Genomic DNA, 13742 nt, shown 5'->3' with positions numbered 1-13742 from the left:
GGCTCTCCTTCAGAAGTCGTTCTCGGACGGCGAGCCGGTGCGCTCTCGCCACTGCCGGATCCATGCCCTGCCGTAGTCGTTGCCGTTCGGATGGCGCAGGGTCGTGTGCACGTGGAAGCGCGCGGGCAGGCGGTTGGCCAGCCAGACGCCCGCGTGGTCGTCGAGCTCGGCGATCAGCACCGGGCTGTGCACGCGGAAGTAGATCGGCTGGCTGCCGTCGGTGGCCCCGTACCAGGCGAGGTGCGTCTCATCCAGGTGCGCATCGAACTCGGCGAGCGTGGCCGCGCGCTGCCCGTCCTTGAGAAGCAGGTGCGCATCGGCCACGATCCGCCGGAGCAGGTCCCGCTGGGCGTCGTCGAGGTCGCCGGCGACGACGCCCTCGTACGGGACGACGCGGTTGTCCCGGAAGGCGCCCGCGACGTGGCGCTCGTCGGCGGGATGCACGCGCCCCTCCGGCATGTCCGGATCGAGCACGGATCCGTACACGACGGCCGCCCGGCGCTGCGCGGGCGTCAAGGAGGCAGCGAGTTCGAGCGCGAGTCGCTCGCGCTCCGCGAAGAGGGGAGCGCGAGCGTCGTCCGAGAGCGCGGGCTCCGCGCCGATGAACACGGGCGCGATGACGTGACGTCCCGCCACCTCGACGACGTTGAGCGCGAGGTGGTGGCCGAACAGCTGCCATCCCCAGGGCTCGCCTGTTCCCGGTTCGCCGAACAGCGCGAAGGAGTAGCTGCGCTCGTTCATGACCTGCGGCAGGTCGACGAGCTCGCCGAGGTAGCCGTTCAGCGCCATCGTCTCGCGCACGCGCGCGAAGCCCGCGGGGCTCAGCGAAGCCTCCACCACCGCGAGGACCGCGGTCACCTCGTCGGCGTCGAGGTCCTCCAGCCGCACCCCGACGCGGTGGACGGCGAACTCGGGGTTGCTCCAGGCGCGCCACTCTCGTGCGTCGAGCGGATAGCGGACGGCCGCGAGCCGCTCCGGTGCGAGGACGTCGAGCAGGCGGGCGACGGCCCGCCCCATCTCGACGTCGGGCTCTCCCCCGTCCGCGAGCGGGTACAGGCCCTCGCGCACCGCGCCGTCCGTCGTGATGCCCCGGAACGGCTCACGGTAGAGCGCATTCCAATCGGCGAGCAGTCCCTGCACGAAGGGGTTGTCGACGCGCCGCCGCGCGAACTCCTCTCGGTCGAGGCCGCGCCAGGCGGCGAGCTTCGGGTCCTCGAGGTCCAGCAGGTGCTCGCGATAGCTCTCGTCGCCGAGCTGGACCGCCTCCGCCCTGCCGCGCAGGCGCGCGGTCGAGAAGAAGCCATCGACGTCGTCATCTGTCATCGCAGCGCCCATGCTCAGATCGGCAGGTTGAAGAGGCGCTTGGCGTTCCCGGAGAGGATCAGCTCGCGCTCGTCGTCGCTGATGTCGAGGTCGTCGTTCACGAAGTCCACGCCCTGGCTCATCCAGCTGCGGAACACGGGGAAGGACGAGCCGAACATGAAGTGGTCCGCCCCGTTGATCTTCAGCGCAGCCTCGACCTGGTGCTTGCCCCACGAGTGCGGGTGGGTCATGTCGTAGAAGATGTTGTTGTCGAGGTAGCTCTTGATCTTCTCCCCACCGGTCGGGTCGAGCCGCGTGAGCGATTCCTTCTTGTTCGACGCGTGCGGCGTGAGCAGCTCGGTGTTGGCGAACCAGTTGCCGCCGAACATGGTGTGGATGAACTTGAGGTTCGAGAACTCGTCGAACATGCCGCTGAAGAGCTCACGACCGACCGCCGTGGCCTGGTCGACGATGCGCCCGTACTCACGACGCAGGTTCGTGTAGTCGATGACCGAGCGCCACTCGACCGGAAGCGGCGTGTGATGCACGATGACGGGCACCTGCAGGTCGTTGAGGACCTTGAGGTAGGGCTTGAAGACCTCGTCGTCGAGGTAGAGCTGGCCGTAGTGGCAGGCGACCTGCACGCCGACGACGCCGAGATCCCCGATGCAGCGCTCGAGCTCGTAGATGTTCTCCTTGCCGCCCCACGGCGGAACGCACGCCGTCGAGAAGAGCCGGCCGTTCGACCGCTTCACGATGTCGGCCGCGTTGTCGTTGACGACCCTGCACGTCTCGAGGTCCAGCCACTCCTGCCACACCGGCACGCGCATGATGCCGTAATCGACGCCCGCGTCGTCCATGGCCGCGAGTTTCGCCTCGGCGGAGTAGTCGCCGTCGACGTAGTTGAGGTTCTGGTAGCCCTTCGGCTTCTCCAGGATGAGCTGCTGCTTCCCGTCGTCCGCGGTGCCGACGGTGGCGATCTCGCCGAAGCCGCGCGGGGCGCTGTTCAGGAAGCCGTTGAGGGTCTTCTCGTTCGTGAAGAGGTCCTCGGGCAGGTGGTGGATGTTGATGTCGATGACCGTCATGTGCGGTCCTTCCTCTCAGCGGTTTCTGGTCAGGCGGAGATGGTCGCGGGTGCGGATGCACTCGCGAGTGCGGATGCGATGGCGAGGACGGTCGGCTCGTCCGCGAAGGTGAGCGCGTCGCGGATGCGGAGCGTGTCCCGGTACAGCGCGTTGGCGCGCACGGCGCGCGCGACGAAGTCGTTCGGGGAGGCGGCGAGCGCCGCGTGGAACGCGCGGTAGGCCGCCGGGTGGTCGGCGAGCTCGGCCATGGAGGAGTCGAGGTGGATGGGAGGCCGGGGCTCGTCCGGCTCATCGACGACGATCCACTCGTGCGACCCGGAGCCCACGCGCATCCGCTGGCCGTCGGGCAGGCGGACATCGCCGGTCGTGTTGGGCGGGATGACCGCGGTCACGTGGACGACGCCGCCGCGGCGCTCCCATCCCACCACCGCGCGCCCGTACGGCGTCAGGTGCTCTGCCCGGGCGCTGTCGATGCCCCGTAGCACGCGGGGCGCCGCCTGGATGCGCCGGTAGCCGGGCTCCGCGGGCGCGAGGCCCGCCACGTCCTCGTGCAGCCAAGCCGCGACGGATCCGAGCGCGACGTGATTGAACGAGATCATGGCGCCCGGATTCAGGGTGCCGTCCTCGCGCAGACCGTCCCAGCGCTCCCAGATCGTGGTGGCGCCGACGGTGACGGGATGCAGCCATGAGGGGCTCTCGGTCTGCAGCAGCAGCCGCTCCGCGGCGTCGGGGTGGCCGCCCTCGGTGAGGGCCTGCGCGATGACCGACGTCCCGACGAGCCCGGTCGCGATGTGGTATCCGTCGCGGCGGACCACGTCGGCGAGGCGGTCGGCGAGGCGCGCCCGCAACCGCTCCTCGGTGACGATGTCGAAGGCGATCGCCACCGCGTAGGCGGTCTGGGTGTCGCACATCATCCGACCGGCGGGGGTGACATAGGCCTCGAGGAACGCGGCCCGCGAGATCTCGGCCTCGTGCTCGAGCCGATCGGCCTCGTCGCCGTGCCCTCGGCGGCGCGCGATGCGCGCGACGAGCAGCGCGCTGCGGATGAAGTAGGCCGTGGCGACGATCTCGGCGTCCGTCCGCCCGCGGGCCGGGGCGTCCGGTGGCGCGTTCGGGTCCAGCCAGTCGCCGAGCTGCCGGCCCGCGGTCCAGAGCCCGTCGTCGTCGAGCGCCCCGATGACGACGTCGAGCCAGGAGCGCATCGCGGGGTAGAGGTCGTCAAGGAACGTCAGGTCTCCGGTCGCGTCCGCGAGCACCCGCGGGATGATCGCGATCGCGTCACCCCATCCGGCCATCGGTCCGCGCGTGGAGACCGAGGGCACGGCGTCGGGCGCGAACAGCGGCACGATGCCGCCGGCGCGCTCCTGCTCGAGGGCGAGGTCGCGCAGCCAGGATCGGTAGAAGGCCGCGCAGTCGAACAGGAAGGCCGCGGTCGGGGCGAACAGCTGCTGATCGCCGGTCCATCCGAGACGCTCGTCGCGCTGCGGGCAGTCCATGGGAACGGCCAGCGCGTTGCCGCGCATCGTCCACACGACGTTCTCGTGGAACCGGTCGAGCAGCGGGTCGGACGATGAGAACCAGCCCGTGCGCGGCAGGTCGGTCTGGAGGACGACCGCCTCGACGGAGTCGGCGTCGAAGGGGCCTGGCCATCCCTCGATGCGGGCGTAGCGGAACCCGTGGAAGGTGAAGCGCGGTTCCCAGACCTCCTCGCCGCCGCCGCCGAGGACGTACTCGTCGCGGGCGGCGGCCCGCCGCAGCGGCCGCAGGGCGAGGTCGCCGTCCTCGAGCACCTCCGCATGGCGCAGCACGATCCGCGAGCCGCGCTCGCCGTGCACGCGGATGCGCAGACGCCCGACGAGGTTCTGTCCGAAATCGAGGATCACGCCGCCGGATGGTGCGGGCAGCACGGCGCGCACGGGCACGGTATCGACGCGGCGGACCGGCGGTGCGATCCGCGGCTCTGGCGTGGGCAGCGCATCCGATGAGAGCGCGGCGGCGGGCCAGGTCACGTCGTCGAATCCCGGCCGATCCCATCCGTCCAGACGACCGCGGCCGTCCGCCGTCTCGCCGGCATAGATGCCGCTCGCGAGCGTCTCGGGGTCGGGGATCGCGCGCCACCGCTGGTCGGTCGCGATCGTCTCGACGGAGCCGTCGGCGTATTCGACGCGCAACTGGGCCGCCGCGGACGGCTGCGCGCCGTACACTCGGCGGGGCGGCGTCAGCAGGTGGTACTCCTCCGTGTACCAGGCTCCTGCCAGACGCGCCGCCAGGATGTTCTCCCCCGGCGCGATGAGCGGCGTGACGTCCGCGGTGTCGTGCACCGCACGCAGCCGGTAGCTCGTCCAGCCCGGCCCGAGCACGCCGTCGTCCACCGCCGCGCCGTTGACCGTCCAGTCCGCCGCGCCGAAGGCCGTCGTGTGGAGCACCGCGCGGCGCACGGGCCGCTCCACTCGGAAGGCCCTGCGCAGCAGCGCGGGTCGGGCGGGCGCGTCGGGGTCGGCGAGACCGATCAGGCGACCGCGCCACGCGGTCGTGAACGCTGCCGCGACCTCGAGTGGCGCGCTCCACGGCGTCTCATGGCCGTCGACCGCTCCGGCTCGCACCGCGACCTCGGCGACCTCACCCTCCGCGAGGGGGGCGAACGGCCATGCGACGAGCACGCTCTCGGCGCCGTCGATGCGACGGATCTCGTCTCCGCGCCGGATCTCGGCCCACGCCTGCAGCCATCCGGGCTCGTCCGTCTCCACCGTCCACGTCAGCCGCGGGGTCGGCGTGGCCACCCAGGCGGCGTCGCCGCGCAGCTCGGCGCGCAGCACGCCGATGCGAGCGGGGCGAGGAGGGGAGGGCGCGTCATCGCGCTGGAACGGCATCGTCACGTCCCTCACGATAGGCGCGCCCTGCCCTGACGCATCCGCACGATCCTGCACGGTGAGGTTGCACGATCGGACGTCGTGGAAGGGGCACCGGGCGTTCTAGCGTGAACGCGACCCGAATCTCGACGGCTCCTCCGAGGAGCCGCGCCATGTCGCAAGGAGGCGCGCATGCTGCGAAAGACCGCTCTGCTCAGATCCCTCGTCCCGCTCGCTGTCGCGGGCGTCGCGCTCGCCGGATGCTCGGGAGGAGGCGGGGCCCCGGCGGATACGCCCGAGGCGCCCGCCGACGCCGCGCTCCGCGTCAACTGGGGCGAGTTCCCCGAGAACTGGTCACCCGGCCAGGAGATGGAGGGCGGCCTGCTCCGAGTGCCCTACGAGACCCTCCTCGCCGTCGGCGACGACGGCCAGCCGGCTCCGTTCCTCGCAGAGGCGTACGAGCTCACCGACGACGCGATCACCCTGACGCTGCGACAGGGCGTGACCTTTCACGACGGCACGGCCTTCGACGCCGAGGCCGTGAAGGCCAACGTCGAGTACGTGAAGGCCGGTGCCACGGCCTATGCCGCCACGCTCGCGGCCATCGCGTCCGTCGACGTCGTCGACGAATTCACCGTGCGCTTCAATCTCACCGCTCCGACGCCGTCCATCGCGCAGACGCTCACGACGCGGGCACTGCCGATGGCGAGCCCCGCGGCACTCGAAGACGGCACGATCGCGCAGAACCCGGTCGGGACCTCGCCGTGGGCGTACGACCCCGACCGCTCCGTGCTCGGCACGAAGATGTACTTCGCCGCCTACGAGGACTACTGGGGAGAGGCCCCGGGCTTCGCCGACGTCGAGCTGTACGCGATCGCCGAGAACGACGCGGCCGTCGCGGCCCTGCAGTCGGGCGAGATCGATGTGAGCGACATCGAAGTGACATCGCTCGCCACGCTGGAGGGCTCCGCGATCGACACGCTGCAGTACCCGGCCATCCGCAACAACCTCATCTTCTTCGACCGCGGCGAGGGCGGGGTCTTCGCGTCGCAGGAGCTGCGCCAGGCGGTCTGCTACGCGATCGACGTCGAGCAGATGGTCGAGGTCGAGGGCGAGGGCGAGAGCGCGACACAGCACTTCGCGGAGGGCGAGCTGGGGTACAACCCGGACATCGAGGGCTACCCGACCGACATCGAGGCCGCACAGGAGCTCTACGAGGAGGCCGGCAGCCCCGTCGTCTCGGCGGAGATGGTCGCGGCGCCCTACAACGAGACGCAGATCACCATCTTCATGGAGCAGGTGAAGGCCGCTCTGAGCGACGTCTCCGTCAGCGTGTCGACGCTGCCCCCGCCGCAGTTCAGCGCCGAGTGGAACTCGGGTCGCTACCCGCTCGGGCTCGCCAGCAACGACGAGCTGACGCCCTACGAGTGGTACAGCGCATGGTTCGCCGCCGATGCGCCCGGCAACCCGTCCGGTGCCGAGAGCGCCGAGCTCAAGGCCGCCGCCGACGCCGCCATCGCGGCGGGCGACTCCGAGGAGGCAGCCGACCTGTGGGCCGAGGTGACGAAGATCATCTCCGATGAGGCGCTCACCTGCGCCCACGCACGCGGCGTCGAGACGCTCGCCTGGAACACGGAGACGGTCTCCGGCGTGGCGGCGCCCGCCGAGCGCTGGGAGCCGAACCTCGTCAACTACCGCGATCTGGAGCCCGTGGCCTGATGTCCTGCATCACCATCCGTCAGGGCGCGCCGCGAAGGGGGTGGACGACATGCTGAAGCTCGTCCTCTCCCGGCTCGCCCTGGCGGTGCCCCAGCTGCTCCTGCTGTCGTTCTTCGTCTTCCTGCTCACGTACCTCGTTCCGGGGAGCCCGGCGGCGGCCATCCTGGGCGCCGCCGCCACCCCGGCCGGCGTCGCGCAGCTCGAAGCACAGCTGGGGCTCGACCGGCCGTTCTTCACCCGCCTCGGCGACTGGTACGCGCATGCGTTCCAGGGGGACCTCGGGATGTCGTACGTGTCGGCGCGGCCCGTGGGCGAGCTCTTCGCCGAGCGCCTGCCCGCCACGTTCTCGCTCATGCTCGGCGGGCTCGTGGTGGCGCTGCTGCTCGGTCTCGGTCTCGGCCTCCTCGGCGGAACCAAACCGGGCTCGATCCGCGACCGGGTGGCGACCGCCATCTCGGCCCTGACGATGTCGGTGCCCGAGTTCTGGGTCGGCATCGTGCTGCTGCTCGTCTTCGCGGTGCAGCTGGGGCTGGTGCCCGTCGTCGCCTACGTGCCCTTCGAGACGGACCCCGTCGGATGGCTGCGGGGGCTCATCCTGCCCTCGATCGCGCTGGGCATCGCCGGCGCTGCGCTGATCGCGCGGCAGACGCGCACGGCGATGGCCGAGGCGCTCTCCTCGCGCTACGTCGACTCCCTCACCGCGGCGGGCGTTCCGCGCGGCCGCGTGGTGTTCCGGTATGCGTTCAAGAACGCCCTCGTCCCCGTGCTGTCCGCGACGGGCATCACCATCAGCATCATGCTCGGCGCCAGCTTCGCCCTGGAGAAGGTGTTCGCTTTCCCCGGCATCGGCACGCTCATGCTCCGCAGCGTCACCGGCAAGGACTTCGCCGTCGTGCAGGCGGGCGTGCTCCTCATCGCCGTCATGATCATCGTCGTCAACCTCGTCCTCGACGTCCTCTATGGACTCATCAACCCGAAGGCGAGGCCGCGATGAGCGACACCGTCACGAGCACCGTCCACTCCATCGCCGCGTCCGAATCCAAGCGCGGCACGAACATCGGGCGCATCGTCTTCCGCGCCCGCCGGCAGCCGGCCACCGTCGTCTCGTTCGCGTTCATCGTGCTGCTCGTCGTCGTCGCCCTCGCGGCGCCGCTCATCGCGCCGTACGACCCCACGCTGACGGACTTCGACCACGTGCTCGAGGCCCCGTCCGCCGCGCACGTCCTCGGCACCGACGATCTCGGGCGCGATCAGCTGAGCCGTCTCATCCACGGCACGCGCATCGTGCTCCTCGTGGCGCTCGGATCCGTCGTCATCGCCGCGGTGCTCGGCGTGCCGATCGGCCTGCTCTTCGGCTTCCACGGCGGATGGTGGGACCGCATCGGCATGCGGTTCGTCGACATGGCCCAGGCTCTTCCCGGGATGCTCATCGGCCTGACGGTCATCGCCATCCTGGGTCGCAACATGTTCATCCTCATGTTCGCGATCGGCCTCGTCTTCTGCATGGCGTTCGCCCGGATGACCCGCGCGACGGTGCTCGTCGAACGCGGCAAGCTGTACGTCGAGGCCGCCGAGGTCTCGGGGCTGCGCACCGGGCAGATCATCTTCGGCCAGGTCCTGCCGAACCTGATCGGCCCGGTGATCACCCAGGCCGCCGTGTTCCTGGGGTCTGCGATCATGCTCGAGTCCGCGATGAGCTTCCTCGGCATCGGCCTCGGCGGCGACGTGCCGACATGGGGCGCGATGCTGAGCCTCGCCGTGGAGAAGCAGGCGGTCGCGCCCTTCCTGTCCTGGCCGCCCGGTCTCGCGATCATGCTCACCGTGCTGGCGTTCAACGTCTTCGGCGACGGTCTCAACGATGCCCTGACAGGCGAGCGCCGCCGCCGGCCGCGGCGCGCCGCGACGCCGGCGGCCGCGCCTGTCGCCGCCCCGGTCGCGCCGGTCGCGTCGGCAGACGCACGCGAGGAGCGGGGGTCGGGGGCAGAGCCGGTGCTGCGGGCGCACGACGTCACGGTCGCGCTGGCCCGCCCCTCGGGTCCTCCCGTCGACATCGTCCGCCGGGTGAGCCTCGAGGTGGGGCGCGGCGAGATCGTCGGCCTCCTGGGCGAATCGGGCTCGGGCAAGTCCACGTTCGCACGCGCGGTGCTGGGGATGCTCCCCGCCGGCACCTGGCTCGACGGCGGCTCCATCCGCGTCGCCGGACGCGACCTCACCCGGCTTCCGGCGCGGGAGCTCGTCGGCGTGCGCGGCACGGTCATGGGAGCTGTGTTCCAGGACCCCATGACCGCGCTCTCGCCCGTGCACACCGTCGGCCAGCAGCTCGTCGAGCCGCTCCGGATCCACAAGGGCCTCCCCCGCGCCCAGGCGCGGGCGCGCGCCGTCGAGCTGCTCGAGCGCGTCGGCGTCCGGCGCGCGGCGGAGCGGCTCGACCACTACCCGCACCAGTTCTCGGGCGGAATGGCCCAGCGCGTGGCCATCGCGATGGCGCTCGCGGCCGAGCCCGAGCTGCTCATCGCCGACGAGGCGACGAGCGCGCTCGACGTCACGACACAGTCGCAGGTGCTCGACCTGCTGCTGGACCTCCGCGACGAGTACGGGATGGGCGTGCTCATGATCACCCACAGCCTCGGCGTCGTCGCCGAGACCTGTGATCGAGCCGCCGTCATGTACCGCGGACGCATCGTCGAGGACGCCTCCGCGGAGCGCCTGTTCGCGGCCCCGCAGCACCCCTATACCGCGGCGCTGCTGGCGGCGAACCCGGCGAGCGCGGACGGTGCGGGGCGCCTGCGCACCATCGACGCCGCGACCCGCGCCCAGATCGACGACGCGGTCGCGGCCGCGGACCGGATGGAGGCCGTGCGATGAGCAGCCAGATCGACGAGCGCCCGCTTCTCGAGGTGAAGGATCTCGCCGCCGCGTACGACACCCGCGCCGGCCTCCTGCGCACGCGCCCGGCGGCCCCCGTCGTCGAGGACGTGAGCTTCGACATCCGGCCCGGGGAGACTCTCGGCTTCGTCGGCGAGTCCGGCTCGGGCAAGAGCACCACGGGACGCGCGATCCTGCGGCTGCTGCCGGCGCTGTCGGGGAGCATCCTGTTCGACGGCGAGGACATCGCCCGCTGGGGTCGCCGCACCCCGCTCGCCTACCGGCGTCAGGTGCAGGCGGTGTTCCAGGATCCGAGCGCCTCGCTCAATCCGCGGCACCTCGTCTCGCACGCGGTGGAGGCGCCGTTGCGGCGCCACGGCGTACGCGACCGCCGCGAGCTCGACCGCCGCACGCGGCATGCGTTCGACCTCGTCGGGCTCTCGTCCGATCACCTCGGACGCTTCCCCAACGAGCTCTCCGGCGGCCAGCAGCAGCGCGTCGCAATCGCGCGGGCGCTTGTGCTCGAGCCGCGCCTGGTCGTCTGCGACGAGGCGGTGAGCGCGCTGGACCTGTCGACGCAGAGCCAGATCATCAACCTCCTCATGGATCTGCAGGAGCTCACCGGCGTGAGCTACCTGTTCATCGCGCACGACATGGGACTGGTGCGACGCATCGCCCACCGTGTCGGTGTGATGAACCAGGGGCGCCTCGTCGAGCTCGCCGACACCGAGACGCTGTTCACCTCGCCCCGTGACCCGTACACGCGAACGCTCCTGGAGGCGACCCCCGCGGCGACGCCGGCCGGACGCGAGGAGCGCCGCGCCCTGCGCGCTGCCGAGCGGAAGGCGGCGGCGCGATGAGCGCGCGGACGACGGATAAGCTCGGATCGGAAGGCCGCGGCAACGGAGCGAAGGAGAACCGGCGTGGATCGTCTCGTCGTCATGCGGACGTTCGTCGCGGTCGCCCGGGTGTCGACGTTCAACGGCGCTGCCGGAGCTCTCGGCATCTCGCCTTCGCTCGTGTCGCGGCATGTGGCGGACCTGGAGGCGCAGGTCGGCGTGCGGCTGGTCAACCGGACCGCCCGTTCCGTGAGCCTGACGGATGCGGGGCAGCAGTACGCGGAGTTCGCCGACCGCATCCTGCAGGAGATCGAGGAGACGGACGCGGAACTGGCCGAGCGGCAGAGCTCGGCCGAGGGCCAGCTGTCCATCCTCTGTCCGAAGTGGATCGGCAACCTCGACCTGGGCACGGCCATCGGCGCCTTCGTGCGCGAGCATCCGCGGATCCGCGTGCGCGTCGAGCTCGGATCGATGTCGGATCGCCTGTACGACTTCCTCGACCGGGGCTTCGACGTCGCCTTCCATGCGCGGGATCCACGGGACTCCCGGGTGCGGGTGCGACGGGTCACGGAGCTGCCCTTCGTGCTGGCGGGATCGGCGGAGTACCTGTCCCGGCGCGGGACCCCGCAGCGACCCTCCGACCTCGCAGGACACGAGCTGCTGACGCACGCGAACGACGCGGTCTGGCATCTGGGGGACGGACCGGATGCCCAGCAGTACAAGGTGCAGGAACCGGCCGTCATGACGAACGCGTACCTGCTGCTCGAGCAGATGGTGGAGCAGGGCTGCGGCATCGGCATCATCCCGCGCGGGCCCGCGCAGCCGGCGCTCGACGCCGGACGGATCGTCGAAGTGCTGCCGCAGTTGCCGCCGCCGACGCGCTCCCTGTACGCCGTGCACGGACCGGGGGGTCAGACACCCGCGCGGGTGCGGTTGTTCCTCGACTTCATCTCGGGCTGGTACCGCTCGCGCCACGACGCCTGACCACCGACGTCGCCGAGGCCGCGCGATGAGCCTCGAGCAGGCCGTGCCCTACGCGCACGGCGACACGGCCATGCACGGCATGCTCGTCGCGCCCGTCTCGGAGCGGCCGTCGCCGTCCGTCCTGCTCGTGCACGGCGCGTACGGCCTCACGCGCTCGGTGCTCGGCGACGCGCATCGGCTCGCGGACCTCGGCTTCGCGGTTCTCGCCGCCGACGTCTGGGGCCGGGTGCCCGCTCCCGGCGAAGACCCCGGTCCGCTCGTCGGCGGGATGGCGGCCGATCGCGTGGAGTGGCACGGACGTCTCACCGCCGCCCTCGACGCCCTCCGGGAGCGACCGGAGGCGGCAGGGCGACGACCCGTCGTCATCGGCACGAGCTTCGGCGGCGCCTCCGCCCTCGAACTGGTGCGCACCGGCGCCGAGGTGTCAGGCGCTGTGAGCATCGCTGGCGGACTGGACCTCGTCGGCGACGACTGGTCGAGCGCGACCGCGAGCGCGCGTGTGCTGCTGTGCACGGGCGCAGACGACCCGATGGCGCCGGCCGCTGAGCGAGCCCGCATAGAGGGCGCGCTCTCGCAGGCCGGACTGGACTGGGAGGTGGACCTGTTCGGCGGCGCCGGCCACGGCTACACCGATCCGCCGTCACCTCCCTCGCGCCGGGCCGGCTTCGGTCCGCACCCCCGCAGCGCCGCCCGCACGTGGCAGCGCATCGAGCGATTTCTGCAGGAAGACCCCCTTGACCACTGACGCCCACCGGCCATCCGCCATCCCCCCGAGCGAGACCGAGACCGTCCCGCCCCAGAAAGCGAGAACAACCATGACCGATATCGCCATCATCGGCGCGGGCCCCGGCGGCCTGATCACCGCGCTCCGCCTGCACCAGGCGGGTTTCCGGCCCACGATCTACGAGACAGTGCCGGAGCTGAAGCCGCTGGGCGTCGGCGTGGACATCAAGACCGTCGGAACGCGGGAGATCGACGATCTCGGCCTCCTCGAGAAGTTCCGCGCGATCTCTGTGGACGCAGAGGACTCGATCTTCTACAACCACTTCGGCCAGGAGATCTACGCCGAGAAGTGCGGGGTGCACATGGGCTACCTGCACGAGCAGCGGTTCGTGCATCGCGGCATCCTGCAGATGCTCTTCTACCGGACCGTGCTCGAGCGCCTGGGCGAGGACGCGGTCATCCTCGGCGCACGCGTGGAGCACTACGCCCAGGACGCGGACGGCGTCACCCTCGACATCGCCCACCGTGACGGCCGCACCGAGCAGAAGCGCCACGACGCCGTGATCGCCGCCGACGGGATCAAGTCGGCGGTGCGCCGGCAGATGCACCCCAACCAGGCGGAGCCGGAGTTCTCCGGCATCACGATGTGGCGCGGCACCACGCTGCGCGAGCCGTTCCGCGGCGGGCACACGATCCTCCACCTCGGAGACCCGCGCATCTCGACGATGATCGTGTACCCGATCGCGCAGAACTTCGAGGGCTCGGGCCTGGACCTGGTCAACTGGGTCGTCGAGACGAACGGCGAGGAGACCGCCGAGGACTGGAACCAGGTCGCCGACCCCGAGCAGATCATTCCCGCCTTCGACACCCTGAAGCTGCCGTTCCTCGACGTGCAGCAGCTCATCCGCGACGCGCGAGAGGTGTACCTGTTCCCGCTCATCCGGCACTTCCCCCTGGACACCTGGGTGGACGGGCGGGTCGTTCTGCTGGGCGACGCGGCGCATGCCATGTACCCCCGCGGCGGCAACGGCATCACGCAGGCCATGCTCGACGCGCGGGTGCTGACGGAGAAGCTCATCGAACTCGGCGATCCCCGGAAGGCCTTCGCCGCGTACGACGCCGCGCGCCGTGACATCGTGAACCGCATCGCCGACAACATGCGCGGCGAAGGGTACGAGGTGATCCGGCGGATGGTGGCCGAGCGCACCGACGGGCAGCCGTTCGAGGACATCGAGGACGTGCTCCCGCTCACCGAGGCCGACGCCATCTTCAGTCGCTACCACCGGCTCGTCGGATCCCCGCGTCCGGGGCATGAGGCCGGCGAGGCGACCGGCTTCCGCACCTGGGACGAGCCGGCCGCAGCCGGTCGGGCCTGA

At 71.2% G+C, this 13742-nt stretch carries 10 protein-coding genes; 7 read left to right on the top strand and 3 right to left on the bottom strand.

Features of this window, described 5'->3' with window-relative positions; genetic code table 11:
* Positions 1-9: 9 nt before the first annotated feature.
* From QWJ90_RS05330 to QWJ90_RS05320, 3 genes are read right to left on the bottom strand one after another with little or no spacing between them, the layout of a single operon-like run.
* Positions 10-1323, bottom strand: a complete 1314-nt coding sequence (locus QWJ90_RS05330; protein ID WP_290106648.1) for a DUF3500 domain-containing protein — start codon at positions 1321-1323, stop codon at positions 10-12.
* Positions 1324-1337: 14 nt separating this feature from the next.
* Positions 1338-2387, bottom strand: a complete 1050-nt coding sequence (locus tag QWJ90_RS05325) for an amidohydrolase family protein (RefSeq protein WP_290106647.1) — start codon at positions 2385-2387, stop codon at positions 1338-1340.
* Positions 2388-2416: 29 nt separating this feature from the next.
* Positions 2417-5257 carry an alpha-L-rhamnosidase gene (locus tag QWJ90_RS05320; protein WP_290106780.1) on the bottom strand — a complete coding sequence of 947 codons (2841 nt, stop codon included), beginning with the start codon at positions 5255-5257 and terminating at the stop codon, positions 2417-2419.
* A gap of 171 nt (positions 5258-5428) precedes the next feature.
* Here QWJ90_RS05320 and QWJ90_RS05315 point away from each other — a divergent pair, with 171 nt between their 5' ends.
* The 7 genes from QWJ90_RS05315 (at position 5429) to QWJ90_RS05285 (ending at position 13742) form a co-directional block, all read left to right on the top strand.
* The gene (locus tag QWJ90_RS05315) at positions 5429-6955 is read left to right on the top strand and encodes an ABC transporter substrate-binding protein (protein ID WP_290106646.1); all 1527 of its coding nucleotides are present in this window, start codon (positions 5429-5431) and stop codon (positions 6953-6955) included.
* A 49-nt stretch (positions 6956-7004) separates the two neighbouring features.
* Positions 7005-7949, top strand: a complete 945-nt coding sequence (locus QWJ90_RS05310) for an ABC transporter permease (RefSeq protein WP_290106645.1) — start codon at positions 7005-7007, stop codon at positions 7947-7949.
* Positions 7946-9820 (top strand): dipeptide/oligopeptide/nickel ABC transporter permease/ATP-binding protein, encoded by a 1875-nt coding sequence (locus tag QWJ90_RS05305; RefSeq protein WP_290106644.1) that lies wholly within the window; start codon positions 7946-7948, stop codon positions 9818-9820. Before QWJ90_RS05310 ends, QWJ90_RS05305 begins: the two co-directional genes overlap by 4 nt.
* Positions 9817-10680 (top strand): ATP-binding cassette domain-containing protein, encoded by an 864-nt coding sequence (locus QWJ90_RS05300; RefSeq protein ID WP_290106643.1) that lies wholly within the window; start codon positions 9817-9819, stop codon positions 10678-10680. The genes QWJ90_RS05305 and QWJ90_RS05300 overlap by 4 nt, the downstream gene beginning before the upstream one ends.
* A 63-nt stretch (positions 10681-10743) precedes the next feature.
* Positions 10744-11643: a LysR family transcriptional regulator gene (locus tag QWJ90_RS05295; RefSeq protein WP_290106642.1), complete on the top strand. Its 900-nt coding sequence runs from the start codon at positions 10744-10746 to the stop codon at positions 11641-11643.
* 25 nt (positions 11644-11668) lie between these two features.
* Positions 11669-12388: a dienelactone hydrolase family protein gene (locus QWJ90_RS05290; RefSeq protein ID WP_290106641.1), complete on the top strand. Its 720-nt coding sequence runs from the start codon at positions 11669-11671 to the stop codon at positions 12386-12388.
* Between the two features lie 70 nt (positions 12389-12458).
* Positions 12459-13742 (top strand): FAD-dependent monooxygenase, encoded by a 1284-nt coding sequence (locus QWJ90_RS05285; RefSeq protein WP_290106640.1) that lies wholly within the window; start codon positions 12459-12461, stop codon positions 13740-13742.

The organism is Microbacterium oryzae (assembly GCF_030406385.1).
In the GTDB taxonomy this organism is placed as follows: domain Bacteria; phylum Actinomycetota; class Actinomycetes; order Actinomycetales; family Microbacteriaceae; genus Microbacterium; species Microbacterium oryzae_A.
The sequence above is the reverse complement of the archived record's forward strand: the minus strand, read 5'-3'. Positions and strand labels throughout refer to the sequence as shown.